This is a genomic window from Halomonas sp. E14 (genome assembly GCF_052568415.1).
This window is the reverse complement of record NZ_CP199423.1, coordinates 155,232-179,111: the sequence shown is the minus strand read 5'-3', so window position 1 is coordinate 179,111 and position 23,880 is coordinate 155,232. Positions and strand designations below refer to the sequence as shown.

Below are 23,880 nucleotides of genomic sequence, written 5' to 3'. Positions count from 1 at the left end.
ACGGACATTGACCTTCGTCAAAGGGGAGGAAAAGAAGCGCGGCGGGGGCATCGCCGGGGGGCATGACGGGCCCTGGCGGGCCCGCTCGACTCAGGCGTCGGTGATGTCCTCGATCCAGGTCAGCGCCGCCACCCCGGCCGGCAGGCCCAGGGTAGGAATCGCCAGCAGGGCCACCTGCTTGAGCGCTTCTGGCTCGATGCCCTCTTCGACGGCACGGCGCATATGCGAATGCACGGCTCCCTCGGAGCCGCCGCCCACCGCCAGTGCCAGCTTGACCAGGCGCCGCGTACGGGCGTCCAGCGGGCCGGCTTCGGCGCAGGCCTTGCCCAGCGCGGCGAAGGCTTGCCACACCTCAGGATGCGCATCGGCTACCTTGCCGGCGCCGGAAGGCAGATTGTGATTGGCCATCGTGTTTCCTCTTGCTCGTGAATGTCGCGGCTTCAGGCTGACAGTATAGAAGCGCGGCACGGTGAGCAAAACCACGCTAGCCGGGCAACAGGAACAGCGGATCCTTGGTCACCGCCGTTCCCAGCATGTAGCCGAACGCCACCACCGCCGCGAGGCCGGCCACCCCCCGCGCCGCGGGGCTGCGCCCACGCTTGATCGCCAGCGTGCCAAGCAGGATGTAAGCCAGCAGCGCCAGCAGCTTGGCGGCCAGCCAGGGGTGATGGTGCGGCCACATCGACAGCATCACCATCAGCGTGACACCCAGCAGCAGCAGCAGGGTGTCGTTGACGTGGGGCACCACCTTCACCCACCGCCGCTGCAGGATCGGTGCCTCACGCACCGACCACCAGGCGCGCACCATAAAGAAGGCGAGGCTCAGCAGCGCCGTGGTCATGTGCAGGTGCTTAATCAGGAAGTAGTGCTCTAGCATCAGCGGGCTCCGGTCAGCCGTCCTTGCCATCCACCCTGGCGGTCAGCAGCGGCAGGGTGTAGTGGAACAGGAAGATCAGGTAGGCAATACACCAGAACAGGATACTCAGGTTGTAAGTCCAGTGCGTGATCTGGGGGAACAGCGCCAGCACCGGCGAACGCAGCAGCGCCCCGGTGAACATCAGCCCCAGGCCCACGCCGATGCCCGGCAGAGTGCGGATCTCGCGACCGGTATGACCGAGTGCCACGCGCGCCATCATGGCCAGCATCATCGCGGCGATGCCGCCAATGGCCAGGGCATGCACGGCCAGCTCGACGCGGAAGGCGCCCAGCAGCGCCATGGCCCACATCGCCAGGCCCAGCGCCACGAAAGCGTAGCTCAGGTGCAGGCCCCACAGCAGCGGCTCGCGCCAGGTCAGGTGCCCTTCCCAGCGCAGCAGCCGTACGGTGTTGCTTGCCGCTGCCACCAGCATGACGACGGCCAGCACGGCCTTGGGCACCACCAGCCCCAGCAGCACCAGCAGCTGTAGCAGGACCACCGCCACCATCGACGCCAGCACGAGCCGCTCGAGGCGCGGCCAGGCGGCCAGCTGCGGACGCCCCAGCCGACGCGAGGTGAAGAAAGGAATCACCCGCCCGCCCAGCAGCACCATCAACATGGCGATCAGCAGCACGCCCAGGTAGCTGCCTTCACGGATCAGGGCCAGCTTGCCCTGGATCACGCCCAGGTGCATGGCCAGGTTGGCGCCGGCCAGCAGCAGCAGCACCGGCACGAACATCAGGTTGCGCCACAGCCGGGCAGCGACCACCAGCCGGCCCATGGCCAGCGCCGCCAGCGGCAGGAACGCCACGTCGAGGCTGATCAGCAGCCACGCCGGCAGACCCACCGGATACGCCAGCAGTACGCGTGCGGCCAGCCACAGCAGCACCAGCCCGAACAGCGAGGCGCCATGCAGGCTGCGCTGCCCCGTCCAGTTCTGCACCGCGGTCAGTAGGAAGCCCACCACCACCGCGGCGCCGAAACCAAAGATCATCTCGTGCTGGTGCCACCACATCAGCCCGCCGTGGGGGCGCAGCAGGATGTCGCCGTGCCAGAAGGCGAACCACACCACCATGGCCAGCACGCTGAACAGCGCGGCGAGCAGGAAGAATGGCCGAAACGCCAGACGCATCACGGGCAGCTGCGTCAGGCCTTGGGCGAAAGGGGAGGTCGTGGATTTCATGCGGGTTACCCGACTTGAACGCTAGGATTTAGCCATTGTCCGCGCCACGCTCGTGCGCCGCCATGACAGGCATCAACAAGTCGAGCAGTTAACCCCGGGAAACGACAGCCAGGGGCATGCGAGCCGGGGCAAGGGCGAAAAAAGGCAACACGGCGTCAGGCCTCGTCCGACGTCGTGGACTGGCGAGGTATCCCAGCGGGCAGATGGTAGTGCGCCCACGCCCTGGCCTGGTCCCGCGTGCGTACCTTGAGCTTGCGATAAATGTTGTAGAGGTGCGTCTTGACGGTGTGCTCGCTGATGACCAGCTGCCTAGCAATCTCGGGGTTAGACGCCCCCACGCCGAGCTGACCGATGATCTCGAGCTCGCGGCGCGACAGCCCGTTGATCGCCCGCTGTCCGCCCAGGTGTTGCCGCCGGTAGAGTGCAATGAGTCGCGTCATCAGGGTGCGCGACATCCACAGCTCGCCGCCGAGCAGCACCTCGATGCCCTTGTCGACCAGCGCCGGTGCGTCGTGACGATAGAAGACACCCTGCAGCGGCAGCGTGGCCAGCAGCTCGATGGCGTGGTCCTCGCTGCCCAGGTGGAAGGCCGCCAGCGTTAGCGTCGGCTCCTCCGTGACCCGCTGGTGCCACGCCTGCAGGCTGGCCAGGTCGATGTGGTCGGCATCGAGCAGCACCAGCGCACGGCGTGTGATGGCCGCCTCGACCGGGGCCCCGGGCGCGACCAGTTGCAGCGGGCAGGCATCCCGCTGCGCCAGCTGGGTAACCAGCGGCTGCACAGGGGCTGAGGGAGTGACGACGAGAATCCTTTCGACCGCTGACTGGTTCATGACCCTATGCTGTCCGTGGTGTGAGAGTACCGCCAGGCTTGCCTCCGTCGGCGGCCGGCTGGAGGGGGCCGGAACGGCATCGCCCCCGCGCAGCGGGCTATTGTGCTGCGCGGGAGCGATCTTGGCATTGACGTACATCAAAGCGGGCGGGGAATGCCGCAGCATCCCGCCCGGCGCACCTCAGTGGCTGGTGCCCTCTTCATACTGAGTCTTGTTCCAGACGTTGTACTTACCCGAAGGGCGCTTCATTGGCATGCGGCCGAGTTCCTCCAGGGTGTTGGCGTCGAGCCACAGCAGGTAGCCGTCGTCATCCCAGATGCTCAGCAGCAGGGTCTCGCCGCGGCGGTCGAACTCCACGTGGGCGGCAGTCTTGCCCGGCTCGGGAATCAGCGTTTCGACGATCTCCAGGCTCTGCTTGTCGATCACGTGAATGCGATCGTGGTTGGGACCGAAGAAGACGTCGACCCAGGCGTAGGGCGAGTTCTCGTGGCTGCGCATGAAGAAGCCAGGGCCGTCGGTCTCGATGCGGGTGACCAGCGACCAGTCGGTCATGTCGAACACCGAGACCTGGCCCTTGTCGATATGCGGGATCGCCATGACGCGGCGGCCGTCGAGCTCCCAGGTAATGCCGGCGCCCAGATGCGGCATGCCCTCCAGCGGCAGGTCGGCGACCTTGATCTCCTCGTCCATGTCGAACACCTGCCCGCCCTTGCCGCCGCGGGCCGCACCCACCAAGTAGCGATATTCCATGTCGAAGAAGAAGTCGTCGAGGTAGTCCGGCGCCTCCATGCGGTGCAGGGCGAAGTCGCCGACCAGCGCCTCGTCACCGGCGGCACGCTCCTCGGGCCAGCGGATCTCCCACACCTCAGGGATGTCGCGCAGGGCAGCGACGAAGCTATTGCGCGGCGGCGCGGTATAGACCGCGCTAACCCGCGAGGTTTCGCCGTTGAGCCCTTCTACCGGGATGGACGCAATCAGCTCGAGGTTGCGCGCATCCAGCAGCACCAGGGTATGCGGCAGGTAGTTGCCGGCCAGCACGTAGTTGCCGTCGGCGGATACGGCGATGTTGCGCATGTTGATGCCGGCGCGCACCTCGGCGGTGACCTCGAGGTTGTAGATGTCATACTTGGTCACCCAGCCGTCGCGGGAACCGAAGAACACGTAGCGACCATCCGGCGTGTACTTGGGTCCGCCGTGCAGCGCATAGCGGCTGGGAAAGCGGGCGATGCGTTCGAACTTGTCACCGTCGAGCAGGCTGACGTGGTGGTCGCCGATTTCTACCACGATGAACAGGTTCTTGAGGTCCTCGACCTCGAACACCGGCGCGTCGGGCAGGCTGCCGTAGGCGTGGTTGACCACGTGGCTGGCCAGGATGTCCGCGTCGGTCCAGCTCGGCTCGACCTCGGGCGGCTCGAAGATCCATTCGGCGAGTGCGGCAATCTCGGCCTCGCCGAGCAGCGCGCTGTAGCCCGGCATCTGGGTGGCGGGGCGACCGTCGCGGATCACCTCGACGGCCTCGTTGCGCTTCAGCCGCGACAGGTTGTCGGGCAGCAGCGCCGGGCCGATGCCCCCCAGGCGGCTGACGCCATGGCAGATCGCACAGTGGTGGTTGTAGAGCACGTTGGCGTCGGGCTCGTCGGCCAGCACCGGCGCGGCGGGAAGCGCGAGGCCCAGCAGGGCCCCGGCAAGCAGCGTGACAGGCTTCACAGCGCCACCCTCCCCATCGCCAGCGCCTCGTCGCTGGCGCTCGCCGCCCGCGCCATGGCGGGTGACAGGGTCTCGGCCAGGCGCACCACCTCGCCCACTACGATCAGCGTCGGCGGCTGCAGCTGTTCACGCTCGATGGCCCGGGTCAGCTCGCCCAGGCTGGTCAGCACGTGGCGCTGCGCGGGCGTGGTGCCGCGCTCCACCAGAGCCACCGGGTGGTCGGAAGGCAGGCCGTGGCGCTGCAGCTCGGTGCTGATCAGCTCGGCGTTGGCCAGGCCCATGTAGAACACGGCGGTGTGATGCGGTACCGCCAGCGCGGCCCAGTTGAGGTCGAGTTCGCCGTCGGCCTTGGCATGGCCGGTGACGAAGGTCACGCTCTGGGCATGATCACGGTGGGTCAGCGGGAAGCCGGAGTAGGTGGAGCAGCCCGAGGCCGAAGTGATGCCGGGCACCACGCGAAAGCCCACGCCGTGCTCGATCAGGTATTCGACCTCCTCGCCGCCGCGACCGAAGATGTAGGGGTCGCCGCCCTTCAGACGCACCACCCGCTCGCCGTCGCGGGCCAGCTCAACCAGCAGGGCGTTGGTCTCCTCTTGAGGCAGCGCGTGGTGGCTCGAGGCCTTGCCCACGTAGTAGCGCTTCGCCTCGGGGCGGGCCAGCAACAGCACCTCCTGGGACACCAGGCGGTCGAACACCAGGCAGTCGGCCTGCTGCAGCAGCGACAGGGCGCGCAGGGTCAGCAGGCCAGGGTCGCCGGGGCCGGCGCCGACGATGGCGACTTCACCAGGCGCCAGCGGCGCCTCGGCGAGGTCGAAGGTCAAATTTCGCAATTGGCGATGCGTAGTCATGGTCGGCCTCTCCCCGAAGCGTCAACGCTCTACTAGCTATGTAACGGTAAGTACGGTCTACAGCTCGACGCTCTGGATGGCATCGTAGGGCGCCGCCACGCGACGCTGGCGATGCTCTTCGACGCCGATCTCCTCATTGCTGAGGTAGCAGCCGGGATCCTCCTCCCAGGGGTCGCCGGTCACCTTCCAGGCCCGCACCCGCGTGTTGCCGTTGCAGATGGCAAGGTAACGGCACTCTGCGCAGCGGCCCTTGAGCGGCCGCGGGCGCTGGCGAAACCCTGCCATCAGCGGGTCCTGGGTGTTGCGCCAGATCTCGGAGAAGGGCGTGTTGCGCACGTTGCCCAGGTCGTGGTCCCACCAGAAGGTGTCTGGATGCACGGTGCCCAGGTTGTCGATGTTGGCGATATGCTCGCCCGAGGCGTTGCCGCCCCAGTTGATCAGCCGCCGCTCCAACGCCTCGGCCTGGTCGGGAAAGTGCTCGCGGGCCCACATCAGCAGGAAGGGGCCGTCGGCGTCGTTGTTACCGGTGACGTATTCGCGCTCGATGCCACGCTCCAGCTCCGCTCGGCAGTGGTCGAACAGCCGGGTCATGGCGTCGCGGGTCATCTGGTACCAGGCGTCCTGCTTGCGGTGGCGGTGGCCGCGCCCGCCGTAGTTGAGGTGCGACAGGTAGAATTTGTCGACATCGTGCTCCTCGATCAGCGCCAGCAGGTCGTCGAGCTGCTCGTAGTTCTGCTGGGTCAGGGTGAAGCGCAGGCCCACCTTGATACCGTGCTGCTTGCACAGCTTGACCGCATGCATCGATTCGCGGAACGCACCCTGGCGCTGGCGGAAATCATCATGCGTTGCTTCCAGCCCATCGATGCTGATGCCGACGTAGTCGTAGCCGCAGGCGGCGATGCGCTCGATGTTGCTCTCGTTGATCAGGGTGCCGTTGGTGGACAGGCCGGTGTAGATGCCGAGCTCGCGGGCGCGCTGGGAGATCTCGAAGATATCCGGGCGCATCAGCGGCTCGCCGCCGGAGAGGATCAGCGCCGGCACGCGGAAGCGCTTGAGGTCATCGAGCACGGTGAAGACTTCCGCGGTGGAGAGCTCCCCCTTGAAGTCGATGTCGGCCGACACCGTGTAGCAGTGCTTGCAGGTCAGGTTGCAGCGCCGGATCAGGTTCCAGATCACCACCGGGCCGGGAGGCTTGTGGGCCGGCGGCACCGGAGTGGGCTCGAGCAGCGACTTGACGTAACGGGTGACACGGAACATGGAAACCTCCTCTGGCGCGGCGCGAGCCTCAGCGCGGCGGACCGGGCCGGCGTGCAAGCCGCAGGCCGGTCTTCTTGAGAATGCGTGAGCTGTACAGGATGCGATGGTCGCGGCAGGCATCACCGAGCAGGGCACGCAGTGCCTCGGCCTGGCGCTCGACCTCGTCGTGGCTGCGCCCATGCAGCATCACGAACAGGTTGTAGGACCACGCCGGCAGGTGGCGCGGACGCCGGTAGCAGTGGCTCACGCCCGGGATCGAGGCCACGGCGCGTCCGAGCCGCTCGATATGAGCATCGTCCACGTCCCACACGGTCATGCCGTTGGCCTGGTAGCCCAGTCGGTAGTGGTTGGGCACCGCGGCCACGCGGCGCACCATGCCGCTTTCCTGCATGCGCTGCATGCGCAGGCGCACTTCCTCGCCGTCGAGGCCAAGCGGCTTGCCTACCGCCGCCCAGGGGTCCGGTACCAGCGGCAGGCCGGCTTGGGTGGCCAGCACGATGGCGCGATCGATGGCATCCAGGCCGCCCTCGGCGGCGGCTGCCAGCGGCTCAGACGGGCAGGTGGAGACGGACATGGAATTCCTCCTGCTTGGGCATGTTGAACACCGCAAGGCCGGTGGCGGCCTCGATCTCAGCAATCACTTCGCCGATGCGCTCGGGCGTCTCGGTAGCCAGCACGAACCACATGTTGAGCCGGTGCTCGCGGCGGTAGTTGTGCGCCACTTCGGAAAAGGCGTTGACCAGCGCGGTGACGCGCTCGAAGTCGGCTTCCGGTACCTCCAGTGCCGCCAGGGTCAGCCCACCGCCCAGCCGCTCGGCGTGGTACATGGGGCCGAAGCGGCTCAGCACGCCGTCTTCCAGCAGTCGTTCGAGGCGATAGAGCAGCTCCCCTTCGGAGAGCGCGAGTTCTGCCGCCACCGCGGCATAGGGCGCGGCCACCAGCGGCAGGCCGTCCTGGAGGCGATTGATGATGCGCCGGTCGGCGGCATCAAGCTCGGCCGGCTCAGGCCGCTGGGCGCGTTCGGCGCTCATGGGGAATCCTCGCGGGTGTAGCGCCCGCCGCACTGCTTGTAGGCCTTGAGGCTGAACAGCACGCGGTGGGGCGTTTGCTGCAGACCGTGCCGTGCGACGATGGCGTCGAGCGCGGCCAGCACCCGGTCGCGCCGGGTGCCGTGAATCATGCAGAATAGGTTGTAGGGCCATGCCGGCAGCCGCCGCGGGCGCTGGTAGCACAGCGTGACGGCCGGCTCGGCGGCCAGGCGCCGGCCCACCTCGGCCACGCTGGTGTCGGGCAGGTCCCACACCACCATGGCGTTGGCATGGATACCGAGGGCGCGATGCCTGACCACCAGCCCCATGCGCTTGATCAGGCCTTCCTGCTGCCAGCGCCGTACCCAGGCCATGACCTCGCCTTCCGTCATGCCGCACTGCTCGGCCAGCACCTGCCAGGGGCGCTCGGTCAACGGCAGGCCGCGTTCGAGCAGGGCGCGCAGCCGCTGAGCGTCGCCGGGTGCGGTACGGCTCACGGGCAGGGGAGCAAGGGTCGTCATTCTGCCTCCAGCTCATCCCAGGGAATCGGAAAGCCCAGGTCGATGTGGTAGCCCTCGACCATCGGCAGGCGCAGCAGCGGCGTGCCCAGCTCCACCTCCAGCGCATCGAGGCGTGCGTCGAGCTGCGCCTCGTCGGCCGCCGTCATCACGAACCAGAGATTGAAATCGTGCTCACGAGCGTAGTTGTGATTGACCCCCGGCGAGCGGTTGATCACCGTCGCCACCGCGTCACGCTCGGCCTCGGGCACGGCGACCGCCGCCAGCAGGCTGGCCCCGGCGCGGGCATGATCGAACACCGGCCCCACGCGGCTGAGCACCTGGGTCTGCTGCAGGGCCTGCAGCCGTTCGCATACCTGCGCCTCGCTGGCGCCCAGCCGTTCGGCCATGGCGGCGTAGGGCCGCTCGCAGATCGGCAGGTCGCGCTGAAAGGCATCGATGAGGCGTCGGTCGAGCTCGTCGAGTGCAGCCATGAAGGGGTACCAGGCGGGTCGATGGGAAACATGATCTTAAGCGGTATCTTACATCCACCATCAAGTCATAAAGCGGCCATCCGCCGTGCCGTTGACGCAAGTCAAAAGAGGTATTGCGAATGGCCCTTTTTGTCCCGACCCACCCTGTTACTCGCCACGCCATTGACGTTCGTCAAAGCATTGCCGGTTTGGCGGCGCAACACTGCGTCAACGGCCCGCTCTGGGCCCCGAGATTGGCTCACGTTCGTCACATCGCGAGGCACCCCATGCAACTGCCGGTTCTGCCCCTCCTGTTTCTCGGCCTGCTGTCGTCCGCGGCCGTCTTGGCGGACCCCCGCCAGGATGCGCCGGACCTGCAGCGCCAGGCCGAGCTGGAAACCCTGCTCTACCAGGACTGCGGTTCCTGCCATGGCATGACCCTGCGCGGCGGACTCGGTCCGGCGCTGCCGCGTGACCGCATGGAAGGCTTCAGCCCCGAGGCCCTCACACACATCATCCAGCACGGCATACCCGGCAGCGCCATGCCGGGCTGGTCGGCGCTGCTCAGCGATGCGGAGGCCCGCTGGATCGCCGAGCACCTGCGCACCGACAACCGCCTGGAAACGCTGCAACACGATTGATTCTGGAGATGCCCATGCCCGTCCCGACCCCGCTGAAGTCCCTCTTCGCCGCCGGCGTTCTGGCCCTGCTTACCACCGGCCAGGCGCTGGCCGAGGTCCCCGCCTTGAACGGGGAGCTGCGTGGCACCGGCGATCTCGGCGTCGTCATCGAACGCGCCACCGGCAGCGTGGCGCTGGTCAACACTTCCCAGCGCGAGGTGCTGCGCCATGTCGAGGGCTTCGGCGATCTCTCCCACGCCTCGGTGAAGTTCACCCGCGACGCCCGCTACGCCTTCGTGTTCGGACGCGACGGTGGGCTGACCCGGCTCGACCTGCTCAGCGGCGAGATCGATGGGCGCATCATCCAGGGCGGCAACAGCATCGGCGGCGCCATCTCCCAGGACGGCCGTTTCGTGGCGGTGGGCAACTATGAGCCGGGCGGCGTGAAGGTGTTCGACACCGAGACCATGGAGCTGGTGATCGACGTACCGGCCACCTACGAGCGCCCCGACGGCAGCTCGGCCCAGGCCAAGGTGGTGGGCGTGGTCGACGTGCCGGGCAATCTCTTCGTCTTCAGCCTGTTCGAGGCCGGCGAAATCTGGACCCTCGACATGTCCACGCAGGAGCCGGAGCTGACCAAGTACCGCGACGTAGGCAGCATGCCCTACGACGCCCTGATCACGCCCAACGGCCGCTACTATATCGCCGGCCTGTTCGGCGAGGACGGCATGGCGCTGCTCGACTTGTGGTACCCGGAGCACGGCGTCAAACGCATCCTGCCCGACTATGGCCAGGGCGAGCAGCGCCTGCCGGTCTACAAGATGCCGCACCTGGAGGGCTGGGCCATGGCCGGCGACCAGGCCTTCTTCCCCGCCGTGGGCCGCAACGAAGTGCTGGTGGCCGACACCAAGGACTGGTCGCTGACCCATCGCATCGAAGTGCACGGCCAGCCGATCTTCGTCATGAGCCGCCCCGACGAGCGCCAGGTATGGGTCACCTTCGCCCACCCGCTCAACGACAAGGTGCAGGTCATCGATACCCAGACCCTGGAGGTGATCGCGACCCTGGAGCCCGGCGAGTCGATCCTGCACAAGGAGTTCACCCCGCGCGGCGAGCACATCTGGATCTCGGCCCGCGACAGCAACCAGGTGGTGGTCTACGACACCCGCACCTTCGAAGAGCTGGCACGGCTGCCCGCCGAATCGCCGAGCGGCATTTTCTTCACCCATCGCGCGCATCGCATCGGGCTCTGAGACCCACCCGCAGCCGGCCTTGATGGCCGGCTGCCGTTTTTCGATCTCCCGCCCTGTCGCTTTCTGCCCACTCCCCTTTCGGAACACCTGCTGCCCTTGCCGCCCGCGCTCCGCGGGCGTCTGCGCTGGTCTTTTGGCTGCAAGCTCTATAACATGCATTTTACATACTCATTATAAACTCACCCCCCCCGACAGTGGAGACCGCCATGCTCAATGCACAGCAAGAACAACTCATCGAAGCCACCGCCCCGGTGGTGGCCGAGCACCTCGACGCCATCACCCAGCGCTTCTATCCGCTGATGTTCGAGCGCTACCCCAGCGTGGCCTCGTTGTTCAACGCCGCCCATCAGCACAGCGGTGCCCAGCAGCGCGCCCTGGCCGGCGCCGTGTTGGCCTACGTGCAGCTGCGCCAGGACCCCGCCAGGGCACGGGACGTGCTTGGCATCGTGGTCGAGAAGCACGTCTCGCTGGGCATCCAGCCCGACCAGTACCCCATCGTTGGCGAATGCCTGATGGCCGCCATCGGCGAGGTGCTGGGCGATGCCCTGACGCCGGAAATCGCCGACGCCTGGGGCGCGCTCTACCAGGAACTGGCCGACCTGCTGATCGACCTCGAGCGCCAGCGCTACGATGCCTTCGCCCAGCAGCCCGGCGGCTGGTACGGCCTGCGCCGCTTCCGCATCGCCGCCACGCGCCAGGAAAGCGCAGTGATCCGGTCCTTCGTGCTCGAGCCGGAGGATGGCGGCGCGGTGGCGGAGCATGCGCCCGGCCAGTACATCGGCATACGCTTCATGATCGACGGCGAGCCGGTCTATCGGCACTACAGCCTGTCGGATATCCCTAACGGACGCGGTTACCGCATTTCCGTGAAGCGCGAGGCCGAAGGCCGCGCCAGCCGCCACCTGCACGACGCGCTGGCGGTCGGCGACACCCTCGACCTGCTGCCGCCGGCCGGCGAACTGACCCTAAAGGAAGGCAGCGAACCGCTGCTGCTGGTCAGTGGCGGCGTGGGGCAGACGCCGATGCTGCCGCTGGCGCGCCAGGCCTTGGCCCAGGGGCGGAAGGTGGTCTACCTGCACGCGGCGCTGGATGCCCGGCACCATGCCTTCCGCGAGGAGGTCGAGGCGCTGCGCAAGGCCCACCCCTCGCGGCTCGAGGCCGTCGCCATCCATGAGCAGGGCGATGCGGCCGACCATACCGGGCGCATCGACCGCGAGCTGCTGCGGCGCTACCTGCCGGAAGACAAGCCGCGCTGCTACTTCGTCGGCCCGCAGGGCTTCATGAGCGCGATCGACAAGGCGCTGGCGGAGCTCGGCATCGACGAGAGCCGCCGCCACTACGAGCACTTCGGTCCGTCGCGCCCGCTTGATGTTGCCTAACACTCACCAAAGCTAAAACGCTACTCGGCCCCGAAATGACAACCGTCATCACGGGGCCGATAGCGCTTCATCCAGGTACTGGCTGAGGGGATAGCCTCAGTAAATGTCGAGCCGCGCAAGTCACGCGCCTGCAGGCGTACTTCGGCATCCTGCTGTTCGGCCAGGCGTCCAAAGAGCTCGGTTTCCTGAGGAGGGGGGGCCCGCTTGGCACGCAGCCGGTACATGTCCTGAGCGTCTGGCGCCGTCAAGACCCTGGCATCCCGCACCAATCACATCTGCGTGGCCCCTGTTTGACTGGAGCAAATCGATCTCGCCAGTGGTCGTTGGCGGCTGCCACCGTCTTGCCACCACGGCTTTGGGAAAGCGTCACTGCCAGCTCGAAGCCCTGCCCCTCTCCTACACACCCTGAGAGTCAAGGCAACGACCTTGGCTACCACCTCATAAAGAGACCGTCTCCCGCGATCAAGGTGAAATCGCAGGGGACTAAAAGGTAATTTTTACTCATTAGAGGTATTTTTTACCATTATAGACAGGGTGATTTTTACCAAAAATGATTTAAGTTTCTGTTATAAAAAATATTTTTCTACTGGCACGTCTCTTGCTTTATGAGAATGACACTCATAGCACAAGAGCGATTCCATGAACTTACTAAAGCAGGTCGCCGGTATGCCCCTGATACGCCGCCGCAAGCAACAGCAAACCGATACCGAGACCGCACTGCATGCGGAACGAAGCCGCCTTCAGGCCCGCATCGACACGCTGGAAGCAGACCAGCGACTGCACCAGCAGCTTTTCACCAATCTCACCGGATTCGGCCATTCGCTGGTGGCGCTGCGCGAATCCTTCTCGGACCTCTCGGGGCTGCTGATAGGTAATCGTCAAGCCACGGACTTAACCACCAGCGAGTCCCAGCGCAGCCAGGAAGCCCTAAACGCCATGGTGGGAGAGCTGCGCGCCCTCAACCAGCGCATTGCCAACGCCGCCGAGCAGGTCACCTCGCTGCGCGACAATGCAAGCCACATCGACGGCTTCGTCAAGGTCATCGACGAGATATCGATGCAGACGACGCTGCTGGCCTTCAATGCCAGCATCGAAGCGGCCCGCGCCGGCGATGCCGGGCGAGGCTTCGCCGTGGTGGCCACCGAAGTTCGCCAACTTGCCTCGCGGACCAGTGGCGCCACCGAAGAGATTAGTGGGCTCAACGGTAGCATTCTGAGTCAGGCCAACCATGTCGATAGCGTGATGGAGGACAACGCACGCAAGGCCGAGCGTTTGAGCGCCGAGGCCAGCCGGGTGATGGAGCGCACGGAACAGCTGCTGGGGTTGACCGGCGAGAGCAGTCAGGCGCTGGCCTTCTCGGCCATGCTAAGCGAAGTCGAGTTGGCCAACCTTGAGGAGCTGGAGATCAAGCTTGAGGTCTATCGCATTTTCATGGGGCTATCGGCCAAAGGGGTCACCGACCTTCCCGATGAAACCCAGTGTGCCCTGGGGCGCTGGTACTACGAGGGCACTGGCAGCCAGCAGTTCTACAGCGACCAGGACTTCCAGGCCTTGGAAATGCCCCACCGCCAGGTCCACCGCTGCGCCATCGAGGCCGTAACCCACTTCCGAGCCGGTCAGATGGACGAGGCCATGGACGCACTCTCACGCATGGAGTCGGCCAACCTGGATGTGATGAAGCGGCTGCGCTATATCATGCGCAAGTATCGTCCCGAGACACGACAGGCCACGCTGCCCATCGAAGGCCGGCGCTCCGTCGATGACCGCGTTCCCATCACCGAAGGACACTAACAAGGAGCTTTCCTTCACTGCCGCCGATACGCCGAAGCAGTCGATATCGACACCATCGATATCGACGATCTCCACCCGGCCATATGCGGCTCCAGGTACAAGGAGGTCGAGTATCACTGTGGGCAGGGACGACAATTCCGCCTCGCCATGACCCGCATCAAAAGCCCTGCACGGGTAGTCGACTAGCATGGTCGGGTTTATCCAGACTGCGAGGAGAGCGACATGGAGCTCGTCTGCCCGGCCGGCAACCTGCCGGCCCTGAAGCGGGCGGTGGATGAAGGCGCCGATGCCGTCTATTTCGGCTTCCAGAATGCCACCAACGCCCGTCAGTTTTCCGGGCTGAACTTCACCGACAAGCGCGCCCGCGAAGGGATCGACTACGCCCATGCTCGCGGCAAGCGGGTGTTTTGCGCCATCAATACCTACCCGCAGCCCGACGGCTGGCACCAGTGGACCCGCGCCGTGGACCAGGCCGCCGAGCTCGGCGTCGATGCCCTGATCATGGCCGACATGGGCCTGCTCGACTATGCCGCCCGGCGCTATCCGGAGCTCCCCCGCCACCTCTCGGTGCAGGGCTCCGCCACCAGCCACGAGGCGCTGCGCTTCTACCACGACCAGTTCGGCATCAAGCGCGCCGTGCTGCCGCGGGTGCTCTCCATCACCCAGGTGCGCGACCTCGCCAAGCAGAGCCCGGTGGAGCTCGAGGTGTTCGCCTTCGGCAGCCTGTGCATCATGGCCGAGGGCCGCTGCTACCTGTCGTCCTATCTCACCGGCGAATCGCCCAACACCCGCGGCGTCTGCTCGCCGGCGGCCCACGTGCGCTGGGAGGAAACCCCGCAAGGCCTGGAGTCGCGCCTCAACGGCGTGCTGATCGACCGCTACGGCGAGGGCGAGCGGGCCGGCTACCCCACCCTGTGCAAGGGGCGCTTCGAAGTGGGCGGCGAGACCTACCACGCCATCGAGGAGCCCACCAGCCTCAACACCCTGGAGCTGCTGCCGGAGCTGCGCGAGCTGGGCATCAGCGCGGTGAAGATCGAGGGCCGCCAGCGCAGCCCCGCCTACGTGTCGAAGGTCGCCGGCATCTGGCGCCAGGCGCTGGACCGCCTGGAGCGCGCGCCGGAGCGCTTCCACCCCGACCCCGCCTGGATGGCCGGCCTCGGCGAGGTCTCCGAGGGCGCCACCACCACCCTGGGCGCCTACGAACGCCGCTGGAAATAGGAGGTTTCATGTCATCCGATTCCCTGCAGCTCGCCCTGGGCCCGGTGCTGTTCTACTGGACCCGCGAGCGCTACGCCGACTTCTACCGCGAGGCCGCCGACTGGCCGGTGGAGATCGTCACCCTGGGCGAATCCGTCTGCTCGCGCCGCCGCGACATGAAGCTCGACGACTGGCTCGGCATCGGCCGCGAGCTGGCCCAGAGCGGCAAGCAGGTGGTGCTGGCGAGCCAGACCCTGATCGAGTCCGAGGCCGACCTGCGCGACCTGCGCAAGCTGTGCGACAACGGCGAGTTCACGGTCGAGGCCAACGACCAGAGCGCCCTGCAACGCCTAGCCGCCGCCGGCCTGCCCTTCGTTGCCGGGGCGGCGCTGAACCTCTACAACCCGGCTTCCATCGGCGTGATGGCGCGGGCCGGCATGCAGCGCTGGCAGGCGCCGGTGGAGATGTCGCGTGACGATCTCGCCCGGCTGCTGGCCGACTGCACCGCCGAGGGGCTCGATGCGCCCTGCGAGGTGTTCGCCTACGGTCACCTGCCGCTGGCCTGGTCGTCGCGCTGCTTCACCGCACGGCGCCACCAGAAGCCCAAGGACCGCTGCATGTTCGTGTGCCAGAAGTACCCCGAGGGCCTGGCACTGCGCTCCCAGGAATCCAAGGAAGTGTTCACCCTGAACGGTATCCAGACCCTCTCCGGCGCCTGCCAGGACCTGCGCCACGAGGTCAGCGACATGGTCGCCATGGGCGTAGGCGTGGCGCGCCTGAGCCCCCGTGCCGAGGGCATGGCCGAGGTGGTCGCCGCCTTCGACGCCGCCCGCCGCGGCGAGCTGCCCGCCGCCGACCCGCTGGCCCTGGTCGAGGCCGAGGTGTGCGACGGCTACTGGCACGGCCGCCCGGGCATGGACAATACACGCCTGCCCGCCGGCTGACGCTATTTTTACCCCCCTCGCCCAACTCCGTTGCAAGCCGCCTTGCAAACCCCGCCACCCGGCGGGGTTTGTCGTTGGTCGAGCGCCATCTGGCCTTTTCCTGATCCAGGTCATTCCCTCTGGACCTGACACCCTCTAGCCTTCACCACCATATGTTGTGTTTGGAAAATAAAACGGCAGCACATATAGGGAGATTACGGTGAACGCCCCCACAAGCCAGGCCGGCCCGCGCCGCATCGACGTCGCCTCGACCGTCAACGAGTACCTCGAACGCGCCGACTGGCGCGTGCACGCCAACGCCAACCAGGGCTACTCCCTGGGCGGGCTGATCCTCAACGTCTCGGGCAAGCTAATCGCCAACTACTGGCTCGACGAGGTCTACCCGGCCGAGGTCGGCGCCGCCCACCGCGAGGGCGACCTGCACATCCACGATCTCGACATGCTGTGCGGCTACTGCGCCGGCTGGTCGCTGCGCCAGCTGCTGATCGAGGGCTTCAACGGCGTGCCCGGGCGCGCCGAGAGCGGCCCGCCGCGCCACCTCTCCAGCGCGCTGGGGCAGATGGTCAACTTCCTCGGCACGCTGCAGAACGAGTGGGCCGGCGCCCAGGCCTTCAGCTCCTTCGATACCTATCTCGCCCCCTACGTGCGCAAGGACGGCCTCGACTTTGCCGCGGTGAAGCAGGCGATCCAGGAGTTCATCTACAACCTCAACGTGCCGTCGCGCTGGGGCAGCCAGACGCCCTTCACCAACCTCACCTTCGACTGGGTGTGCCCGGTGGACCTGCGCGACCAGGTGCCGATCGTCGGCGGCGAGGAGCAGCCCTTCACCTACGGCGAGCTGCAGGCGGAGATGGACCTGCTCAACCGCGCCTACCTGGAGGTGATGGAGGCCGGCGACCGCCAGGGCCGGGTGTTCACCTTCCCCATCCCCACCTACAACATCACCCCCGATTTCGACTGGGAAAGCGACAACGCCGAGCGGCTGTTCGCACTGACCGCCAAGTACGGCCTGCCCTACTTCCAGAACTTCCTCAACTCCGACCTGGAGCCGCACATGGTGCGCTCCATGTGCTGCCGCCTGCAGCTCGACCTCTCCGAGCTGCTCAAGCGCGGCAACGGCCTGTTCGGCAGCGCCGAGCAGACCGGCTCGCTGGGCGTGGTGACGCTCAACTGCGCACGGCTCGGCTACCGCTTCGCCGGCGATCGGGCGGGTCTGTTTCACGAACTTGACCGCCTGCTGGCGCTGGGCCGCGACAGCCTGGAGCTCAAGCGCGAGCGCATCCAGCAGTGGATGGACGAAGGGCTCTACCCCTTCACCCAGAGGTATCTCGGCACCCTGCGCAACCACTTCTCCACCCTGGGCGTGAACGGACTCAACGAGATGGTGCGCAACTTCTGCGACGACCGCTACGACATCACCGTCCCCGAAGGACGCCAGCTCGCCCTGGAGGTGCTCGACCACGTGCGCGCCAGGATGCAAGAGTTCCAGGCCGAGACCGGCCACCTCTACAACCTGGAAGCGACCCCGGCGGAGGGCACCACCTATCGCTTCGCCCGCGCCGACGCCGAGCGCTACCCGGGCATTCTGCAGGCGGGCACGCCGGAGGCGCCCTATTACACCAACTCGAGCCAGCTGCCGGTGGGGCATACCGACGACCCCTTCGAGGCGCTGATCCACCAGGACCCGCTGCAGACCCGCTACACCGGCGGCACCGTGCTGCACCTCTACATGCGCGAGCGGCTCTCCAGCGCCACCGCCTGCCGCAAGCTGGTGCACACCGCGCTGTCGCGCTTCCGCCTGCCCTACATCACCGTGACGCCGACCTTCTCGATCTGCCCGGTGCACGGCTACCTGGCCGGCGAACACGAGTTCTGCCCCAAGTGCGACGAGGCACTGCTGGCAAGACGCGCCGCAGCCATGCCGGCCTGAAGTGCTCCACTCACCCACCCTGAAGGAATCATGCGATGACGAACCGCGACACCCTGCCCACCGAACACCGCCAGCGCTGCGAGGTCTGGACCCGCGTGATGGGCTACCATCGCCCGGTCAGCCAGTTCAACGTCGGCAAGCGCGCCGAACACCGCGAGCGCCGCCACTTCAGCGAGCGCGCCGCCGCCCTGACCTCCTGACAAGCTTTCGACCGACCTGAGCTGCCGGGCCCTGCGCCCGGCACTGGAGCGCATGATGATCGCCACCGACCTCGACCCGCCCGCCCTCGCGCCGCTCGACGGCATTCGCCTGCCGGTGGCCGGGCTGACCCAGCTGACCACGCTGGACTATCCCGACCACCTGGCCTGCGTGGTGTTTCTGCAGGGCTGTCCGCTGCGCTGCGGCTACTGCCACAACGGCCACATGATGGCGCCGCGCCGGGGCGACGAGAGCGAGTGGCAGGCGGTGCGGGAGTTCCTGGAGAGCCGCCGCGGGCTACTCGAGGCGGTGGTATTCAGCGGCGGCGAGCCGACGCTGCACAACGCCCTGCCGGCGGCGGTGCGCGAGGTGAAGGCGATGGGCTTCAAGGTCGGCTTGCACACCGCCGGCCCCTACCCGGCGCGGCTGACCCGACTGCTGCCACGGCTCGATTGGGTGGGGCTCGACGTGAAGGGGCGCGGCAGCGACTTCGACCGTATCTGCGGGCGACCCGGCATCTGGCAACGCAACAGCCAGAGCCTGATGGCGCTGCTCGACAGCGGCGTGCCCTTCGAATGCCGTACCACCGTGCACTGGCGCGACTTCAACCTGGCCGAGGTAGAGCGGCTGGCACTGACCCTGGCCGACTGCGGCGTACGTCACTATGCGGTGCAGGTTGCGCGTACCCGCCAGTGCCTCGACCCGGCCTACTGCCAGCCGGTGGAGAACGCCCCGCCACGGGCGATGCTCGCCGGGCTGGTCAAGCGCCTGGCACCGCACTTCGCGCGCATCGAACTGCGCGAGTGACAGAACCGGAGTGTCACGATGTATCTGAACCTGGCGGATATCCTGCTGCTGACCAGCATCCTGCAATCGCTCGCGCTGGCGGTCTTCCTGCTGATACCGGCCAACTTCCGTCTGATCAGCAACCGCCTGCTGCTCGCCACGGTGCTGGCCTTCGCGGCAGGACTCGCCGAGGTCTTTCTCTATAGCACCGGGTTAGCCCAGCGCTTCCTCAAGCTAGCCTACCTGGGCACCCTGGTTGGCCTGCTGCAGGCTGGCCTGCTCTATCTCTACGCCCAATCGCTGATGTTCCAGGAGTTCAAGCTGCGCAGACAGCATCTGGCCCATACGCTGCTTTTCTGGGTCGTTGGGGCCATCTTTGTCGTTGAGTATTATTTGCAACCCGACGAGCTGAAGCGCCAGATCCTGCTGGAAAGGGATCACCCCGGCGTGCTGACCTCGCCACTCATGGCTGCCGCCATTCACCTGGTCTTTCTCGGCTATCTGGTCGCGACCATCGGTGCGATCAAGACGTTCGGCGTGAATGTGCGGCAAATCTTCTCCAATATCGACTACAAGCAGCTGAATTGGCTACGCGCCCTGCTGCTGGGCTATGCCGTGGTATGGAGCGTGAGCCTCGTCTACTGCCTGACGGCCCATGTATGGAAAAGCGATGCCAGCGTTCAATGGGTGTCGGCAGCCGGGGGTGTGACGGGCTTTTTGTTCATCAATTACCTGTTGATCCATGCGCTCCGTCAGCCCATCGTGTTTTCCGGGCTCAGCGCGGAGGAATCCCGCCTGCTTGCCAGTCGCGAGGAAGCGTCTATGGAGGCTCCGGCCGATGCCGAGCTGCTGGCACGGTTGGAGTGCCATATGCAGCAGGCCAAGCCCCACCTCGACGCCAACCTGACCGTCAGCCAGCTCGCCCGCCAGCTAGGCATACCGGCGCGGGAGCTTTCACGGGCAATCAATCAGGGACGCGGCAAGAATTTCTTCGAGTTCATCAGCGCCTACCGTATCGCTGAAGCGCGCAGGCGGCTCCTTGCCGATACCGATCAGACCATCCTGCAGGTGATGTACGACTCAGGCTTCAATTCGAAATCCGTGTTCAATACGGCCTTCAAGCGTACGACGGGCATGACGCCGAGCGAGTTTCGTGCCCGGCCGCCGCAGGCAGTGGCTGAGGCTGTCGAGCCTTCGAAGGCTTCGAAGGCTTCGAAGGCTTCGAAGGCTTCGTGAGGTTAGACTCTGGGCTTTCGCTCAAACGAACCATTAACTCATTGTTAAAAAATCATTTTTTGAAACGTTCAAGTGCCGAAGAACGAACGAGGCAGGCCCCGGCAAGCCTGTAGCATGTCACCACAGCCAACGTACAAGACCGGCTGCCCACATGACCACAGGAGCTTGCCTCATGATTATCCGCCGCCTTCCCTTGCGCAAGGAGCTTGCCATTACCACCACGGCGCTGGCTCTGTCGTTTTCCGGTACTGCCATGGCCCATTGCGATGCCCTCGACGGGCCCGTCATCAACGAAGCACGAACTGCATTGAACTCTGGGGATATCACCCCGGTGCTCAAGTGGGTTCCCGCCGAGGATGAGGCAGAACTCGAGGCCATGTTCGCCAAGACCCTAGACGTGCGTGCGCTCGGTGATAACGCTCAGGAACTGGCCGATCAGCAGTTCTTTGCCACGCTGGTCGAAATCCACCGCGCCTATGAAGGGGCGCCTTTTACCGGCATCAAGCCGGCCGGAGAGATCGACCCGGCGGTTCAGCTGGCTGACAAGGCCCTGGAAGAAGGCGAAATCGATGCGTTCCTGGCGCGCATCGTGGAAAAATTCGAACGGAATGCCCGCGCCGCCTTCGAGGCCACGCTGGCCGCCAAACAACAAGCGGGCGACGATCCCGAGCGGGGCCGGGAGTTCGTCGAACACTATGTCCATTACGTGCACTACCTGGAGGACGTGCATAACGTCATTGCCGGTAACAGCAGTGGCCACGCGCACTGACCAACAGCCTTTCGATTGCCCGGCAGCCCGCCTGAAAACCAAGAGGCCGCTATGCTTCGCATAGCGGCCTCTCCCTAGCAGGCGCCCGTCGACGTCAGCGACTCAGCCGCACTTCGACCAGCCGCAGCCGGCGTAGCAGGTCGGGCAGCCATCCATCATGATCAGCTCGCCGCGACACTCCGGGCAGTGGCCCACCACGGTAGGGCCGTCACCCTTTTCTACACCCTGGACAGGCGGTGCCGTACGGGATTCTTCCTCGGGGCTAGGCGGCTGCCAGGGGTGGCCGTGGGTGAGGCGGTGGGCGTAGCGGCGCACCAGCTCCTCCACCGGCACCTGGTTGCCGTCCTGGTCGAGGAAGCCGCGACGGTAGAGGATCTGCTGGATCGACCAGGCGATGGCGGCCACTTCGGAGTCGTGGAACATCGGCTTGCCCCAGCGGTTCATGCCGCAGCGTACCAGGCCCTTGTCCCAGGCCACCTTGCGCAGGTCGGCCACCGCCTGGGTGACGTACCCGCCGCGGGCGGCCAGCGACAGGCTGCGCATGGTGGCAGTGATCCACTGGTGCTCGCTGGAGAGCTGGCCGGAGGGGAAGAAGAACTCCACCGGGCGCTCGATCACTACCCGCTTGCCGTCGAGCACGCCTTCCACCGGCATGAAGGAGACCAGCAGGTAGACCTTCTTGCGGCCTTCGGCGCCGACGTAGGAGATCTTCTCGGAGACGGCCTCCAGCGTTCCTTCCGGGCGCGAGGGAATGCGTACCGTGAGCGGATTCTCGTCGGCCAGCGGCGCCTCTTGCACCGCCTTCTTGACGCTGTAGGAAACGATCTTGGACTTAATTTCGACGGCCATCACGGGGCTCCTGCGGAAAGTTGTGCGTTGACGCTTGGGTAACGGCCGCTCACGACCGTCACGAGCGAACCCTCTCTACCACTTGCCATAGGTGCCTTCCTTCAGCGCGTCGTACAGGTTCGCTGCGTTGTGCTCCTCGCCGTCGTAAACCACCTTCTCGTCGCCGGAAAGCTCGATGGTCTCGCCGTTCTCCAGCTCGAACACGTAGGTGGTGTTCTTGAGGTCGTCCTCGCGCACCAGCACACCCTGGAACGCTTCCGGGTTGAAGCGGAAGGTGGTGCAGCCCTTGAGCTTGCTCTGGTAGGCGTCCAGGTAGAGATCCTTGAACTGCTCGAAGGGGAACTCGGTGGGCACGTTGACCGTCTTGGAGATCGCCGAGTCGACCCACGCCTGGGCCGCCGCCTGCACCGCCACGTGCTGCGGCGGGGTCACCGCGTCGGCGGTAATGAAATAGTCGGGCAGGTCGCTCTCCACTGCGTCGCTGGCGATGAAGTGGCGGTAGGCCGCCAGCTCGAAGGAGACCACCTCCACCTGCTCCTTGGTCTTCTTGCCCGACTGGATGACGTTGCGGAAGTAGCGGTGCGAGAACGACGGCTCGATGCCGTTGGAGGCGTTGTTGCCCAGCGACAGCGAAATGGTGCCGGTCGGCGCGATGGAGCTGTGGTGGGTGAAGCGCGCACCGTGCTCGGCCAGCGCTGCAACCAGCTCCGGCTCCACCTCGGCGACCTTCTGCATGTAGCGGCTGTAGCGCGCGTGCAGGATGCGCCCCGGCACCTTGTCGCCGATCTCGTAGCCGTCCTGCGCCAGCTCCGGACGCTCGCGCATCATCTTCGGCGTGATCTCGAAGTCCTCGGCGAGTATCGGCGCCATGCCCTTCTCGCGGGAGAGTTCCAGCGCCTGCTTCCAGCCCTCGATGGCCAGGTTGCGGCTCACCTCTTCGGTGAAGGCCAGCGATTCGGCCGAGCCGTAGGGGATCTTGAGCATGGTCAGGGTCGAGCCGAGGCCGAGGAAGCCCATGCCGTGACGGCGCTTGGCCTCGATCTCGCGGCGCTGGCCGGGCAGCGGCAGGCCGCTGATCTCGACCACGTTATCGAGCATGCGGGTGAAGATCGCCACCACCTGGCGGTAGCGCTCCCAGTCGAAGCGTGGCTTCTTGCCGAAGGGGTCGATGACGAAGCGGGTCAGGTTGACCGAGCCCAGCAGGCAGGCGCCTTCCGGCGGCAGCGGCTGCTCGCCACAGGGGTTGGTGGCGCGGATCTCCTCGCAGAACCAGTTGTTGTTCATGCGGTTGACCTGGTCGATCAGGATGAAGCCCGGCTCGGCGAAGTCGTAGGTGGAGCGCATGATGGTGTCCCACAGCTCGCGGGCCTTGATCACCTCGACGATGCGGCAGGCCACGCGGCCTTCGGCGTCCACCGTGTAGCCCTCCTCGACCACCGGCCAGTCGCGGTAGATCAGGTCCTCGGGCTTGACGTCATCCTTCTCGCCGGCGTGCAGCGGGAAGGCCAGCGGCCAGTCGGCGTCGTTCTTCACCGCCTCCATGAACTCGTCGGTGATCAGCAGCGAGAGATTGAACTGGCGCAGCCGACCGGCTTCGCGCTTGGCCTCGATGAAGGCGCGCACGTCGGGGTGGCCGACGTCGAAGGTGCCCATCTGGGCGCCGCGGCGACCGCCCGCCGAGGCCACCGTGAAGCACATCTTGTCGTAGATATCCATGAACGCCAGCGGGCCGTTGGTGCCGGCACCGGCGCCGAACACGAAGGCGCCCTTGTGGCGCAGGGTGGAGAATTCGTAGCCGATGCCGCAGCCCGCCTTGAGGGTCATGCCGGCATCCACCACCGAGGAGAGGATATCGTGCATGGAGTCGCGGATGGTGCGCGAGACGGTGCAGTTGATCAGGCTGACGGCGGGCTTGTAGTCCTCGGCGCCGGCGTTGGACATGATCCGCCCGGCCGGAATAGCGCCGTTCTCCAGCGCCCAGCGGAACTTGGGCAGCCACTCGGCGGCCTTGTCGCCTTCCACCGTCGCCAGGGCCCGCGCCACGCGCTCCCAGGTCGCCGCCACGTCCTTGTCGACGGGCCGCCCGTGACGGTCCTTAAGGCGATACTTGGCATCCCAGATATCGCGGGAAGGCGTTTGCATCGGCACCTCTAGGGACGTCTTGACGGCCTTGGTGGAAGCACTCATTT

Annotated in this window: 24 protein-coding genes; 11 read left to right on the top strand and 13 right to left on the bottom strand. The window is 66.2% G+C overall.

Annotated features, from left to right (window positions below; all coding sequences use genetic code 11):
- Positions 1 to 90: 90 nt before the first annotated feature.
- The 11 genes from ACT7B3_RS00840 to ACT7B3_RS00790 all read right to left on the bottom strand — a co-directional run bounded on the left by ACT7B3_RS00840 (position 91) and on the right by ACT7B3_RS00790 (position 8,760).
- A complete protein-coding gene (locus ACT7B3_RS00840; protein WP_445156546.1) occupies positions 91 to 408 on the bottom strand; it encodes a carboxymuconolactone decarboxylase family protein in 318 nt (105 codons plus the stop codon).
- Positions 409 to 484: 76 nt separating this feature from the next.
- Positions 485 to 877: a SirB2 family protein gene (locus ACT7B3_RS00835; protein ID WP_445156545.1), complete on the bottom strand. Its 393-nt coding sequence runs from the start codon at positions 875 to 877 to the stop codon at positions 485 to 487.
- Between the two features lie 13 nt (positions 878 to 890).
- The gene (locus ACT7B3_RS00830) at positions 891 to 2,099 is read right to left on the bottom strand and encodes an NnrS family protein (RefSeq protein ID WP_444678734.1); all 1,209 of its coding nucleotides are present in this window, start codon (positions 2,097 to 2,099) and stop codon (positions 891 to 893) included.
- Between the two features lie 155 nt (positions 2,100 to 2,254).
- Positions 2,255 to 2,929: a LuxR C-terminal-related transcriptional regulator gene (locus tag ACT7B3_RS00825; protein ID WP_445156544.1), complete on the bottom strand. Its 675-nt coding sequence runs from the start codon at positions 2,927 to 2,929 to the stop codon at positions 2,255 to 2,257.
- 180 nt (positions 2,930 to 3,109) lie between these two features.
- A complete protein-coding gene (locus ACT7B3_RS00820) occupies positions 3,110 to 4,636 on the bottom strand; it encodes a cytochrome D1 domain-containing protein (protein WP_445156543.1) in 1,527 nt (508 codons plus the stop codon).
- A complete protein-coding gene (gene cobA, locus ACT7B3_RS00815) occupies positions 4,633 to 5,484 on the bottom strand; it encodes a uroporphyrinogen-III C-methyltransferase (protein ID WP_444678737.1) in 852 nt (283 codons plus the stop codon). The genes ACT7B3_RS00820 and cobA overlap by 4 nt, the downstream gene beginning before the upstream one ends.
- A 57-nt stretch (positions 5,485 to 5,541) precedes the next feature.
- Positions 5,542 to 6,741, bottom strand: a complete 1,200-nt coding sequence (gene nirJ, locus ACT7B3_RS00810) for a heme d1 biosynthesis radical SAM protein NirJ (RefSeq protein ID WP_445156542.1) — start codon at positions 6,739 to 6,741, stop codon at positions 5,542 to 5,544.
- 28 nt (positions 6,742 to 6,769) lie between these two features.
- Positions 6,770 to 7,315 (bottom strand): siroheme decarboxylase subunit beta, encoded by a 546-nt coding sequence (gene ahbB / locus ACT7B3_RS00805; RefSeq protein WP_445156541.1) that lies wholly within the window; start codon positions 7,313 to 7,315, stop codon positions 6,770 to 6,772.
- A complete protein-coding gene (locus tag ACT7B3_RS00800; protein WP_444678742.1) occupies positions 7,290 to 7,772 on the bottom strand; it encodes an AsnC family transcriptional regulator in 483 nt (160 codons plus the stop codon). Before ACT7B3_RS00800 ends, ahbB (ACT7B3_RS00805) begins: the two co-directional genes overlap by 26 nt.
- Positions 7,769 to 8,290 (bottom strand): siroheme decarboxylase subunit beta, encoded by a 522-nt coding sequence (ahbB, locus tag ACT7B3_RS00795; RefSeq protein ID WP_444678743.1) that lies wholly within the window; start codon positions 8,288 to 8,290, stop codon positions 7,769 to 7,771. The genes ACT7B3_RS00800 and ahbB (ACT7B3_RS00795) overlap by 4 nt, the downstream gene beginning before the upstream one ends.
- The gene (locus tag ACT7B3_RS00790) at positions 8,287 to 8,760 is read right to left on the bottom strand and encodes an AsnC family transcriptional regulator (protein WP_444678744.1); all 474 of its coding nucleotides are present in this window, start codon (positions 8,758 to 8,760) and stop codon (positions 8,287 to 8,289) included. Before ACT7B3_RS00790 ends, ahbB (ACT7B3_RS00795) begins: the two co-directional genes overlap by 4 nt.
- Positions 8,761 to 9,026: 266 nt before the next feature.
- Between ACT7B3_RS00790 and ACT7B3_RS00785 the strand changes: the two genes are divergently transcribed.
- From ACT7B3_RS00785 to ACT7B3_RS00735, 11 genes are all read left to right on the top strand, one after another.
- Positions 9,027 to 9,380: a c-type cytochrome gene (locus ACT7B3_RS00785; protein ID WP_445156540.1), complete on the top strand. Its 354-nt coding sequence runs from the start codon at positions 9,027 to 9,029 to the stop codon at positions 9,378 to 9,380.
- 14 nt (positions 9,381 to 9,394) lie between these two features.
- A complete protein-coding gene (locus ACT7B3_RS00780; protein WP_444678746.1) occupies positions 9,395 to 10,612 on the top strand; it encodes a cytochrome D1 domain-containing protein in 1,218 nt (405 codons plus the stop codon).
- A gap of 206 nt (positions 10,613 to 10,818) precedes the next feature.
- Complete coding sequence (gene hmpA / locus ACT7B3_RS00775) at positions 10,819 to 11,991, top strand: NO-inducible flavohemoprotein (RefSeq protein WP_445156539.1); 1,173 nt, start codon at positions 10,819 to 10,821, stop codon at positions 11,989 to 11,991.
- Between the two features lie 639 nt (positions 11,992 to 12,630).
- On the top strand, positions 12,631 to 13,782 hold the full coding sequence (locus tag ACT7B3_RS00770; protein WP_445156538.1) for a methyl-accepting chemotaxis protein: 1,152 nt from the start codon (positions 12,631 to 12,633) through the stop codon (positions 13,780 to 13,782).
- Between the two features lie 222 nt (positions 13,783 to 14,004).
- On the top strand, positions 14,005 to 15,000 hold the full coding sequence (gene ubiU / locus ACT7B3_RS00765) for a ubiquinone anaerobic biosynthesis protein UbiU (RefSeq protein WP_445156537.1): 996 nt from the start codon (positions 14,005 to 14,007) through the stop codon (positions 14,998 to 15,000).
- Positions 15,001 to 15,008: 8 nt separating this feature from the next.
- On the top strand, positions 15,009 to 15,923 hold the full coding sequence (locus ACT7B3_RS00760) for a U32 family peptidase (protein ID WP_445156536.1): 915 nt from the start codon (positions 15,009 to 15,011) through the stop codon (positions 15,921 to 15,923).
- A 199-nt stretch (positions 15,924 to 16,122) separates the two neighbouring features.
- Positions 16,123 to 17,853, top strand: coding sequence for a ribonucleoside triphosphate reductase (locus tag ACT7B3_RS00755; RefSeq protein WP_445156535.1), 1,731 nt, complete (start codon positions 16,123 to 16,125; stop codon positions 17,851 to 17,853).
- A 35-nt stretch (positions 17,854 to 17,888) separates the two neighbouring features.
- Positions 17,889 to 18,053 carry an anaerobic ribonucleoside-triphosphate reductase gene (gene nrdD / locus ACT7B3_RS00750; protein WP_444678750.1) on the top strand — a complete coding sequence of 55 codons (165 nt, stop codon included), beginning with the start codon at positions 17,889 to 17,891 and terminating at the stop codon, positions 18,051 to 18,053.
- Between the two features lie 55 nt (positions 18,054 to 18,108).
- Positions 18,109 to 18,858 carry an anaerobic ribonucleoside-triphosphate reductase activating protein gene (locus tag ACT7B3_RS00745; protein ID WP_444678751.1) on the top strand — a complete coding sequence of 250 codons (750 nt, stop codon included), beginning with the start codon at positions 18,109 to 18,111 and terminating at the stop codon, positions 18,856 to 18,858.
- Positions 18,859 to 18,876: 18 nt separating this feature from the next.
- Positions 18,877 to 20,073 carry a helix-turn-helix domain-containing protein gene (locus ACT7B3_RS00740; protein WP_445156534.1) on the top strand — a complete coding sequence of 399 codons (1,197 nt, stop codon included), beginning with the start codon at positions 18,877 to 18,879 and terminating at the stop codon, positions 20,071 to 20,073.
- Positions 20,074 to 20,245: 172 nt separating this feature from the next.
- On the top strand, positions 20,246 to 20,842 hold the full coding sequence (locus tag ACT7B3_RS00735) for a DUF6448 family protein (RefSeq protein ID WP_445156533.1): 597 nt from the start codon (positions 20,246 to 20,248) through the stop codon (positions 20,840 to 20,842).
- A gap of 102 nt (positions 20,843 to 20,944) precedes the next feature.
- Here ACT7B3_RS00735 and ACT7B3_RS00730 read toward each other — a convergent pair whose 3' ends face one another.
- Complete coding sequence (locus ACT7B3_RS00730; protein WP_444678753.1) at positions 20,945 to 21,691, bottom strand: ribonucleoside-diphosphate reductase; 747 nt, start codon at positions 21,689 to 21,691, stop codon at positions 20,945 to 20,947.
- A 75-nt stretch (positions 21,692 to 21,766) separates the two neighbouring features.
- The gene (locus tag ACT7B3_RS00725) at positions 21,767 to 23,878 is read right to left on the bottom strand and encodes an adenosylcobalamin-dependent ribonucleoside-diphosphate reductase (RefSeq protein ID WP_445156532.1); all 2,112 of its coding nucleotides are present in this window, start codon (positions 23,876 to 23,878) and stop codon (positions 21,767 to 21,769) included.
- Between the last annotated feature and the right edge of the window lie 2 nt (positions 23,879 to 23,880).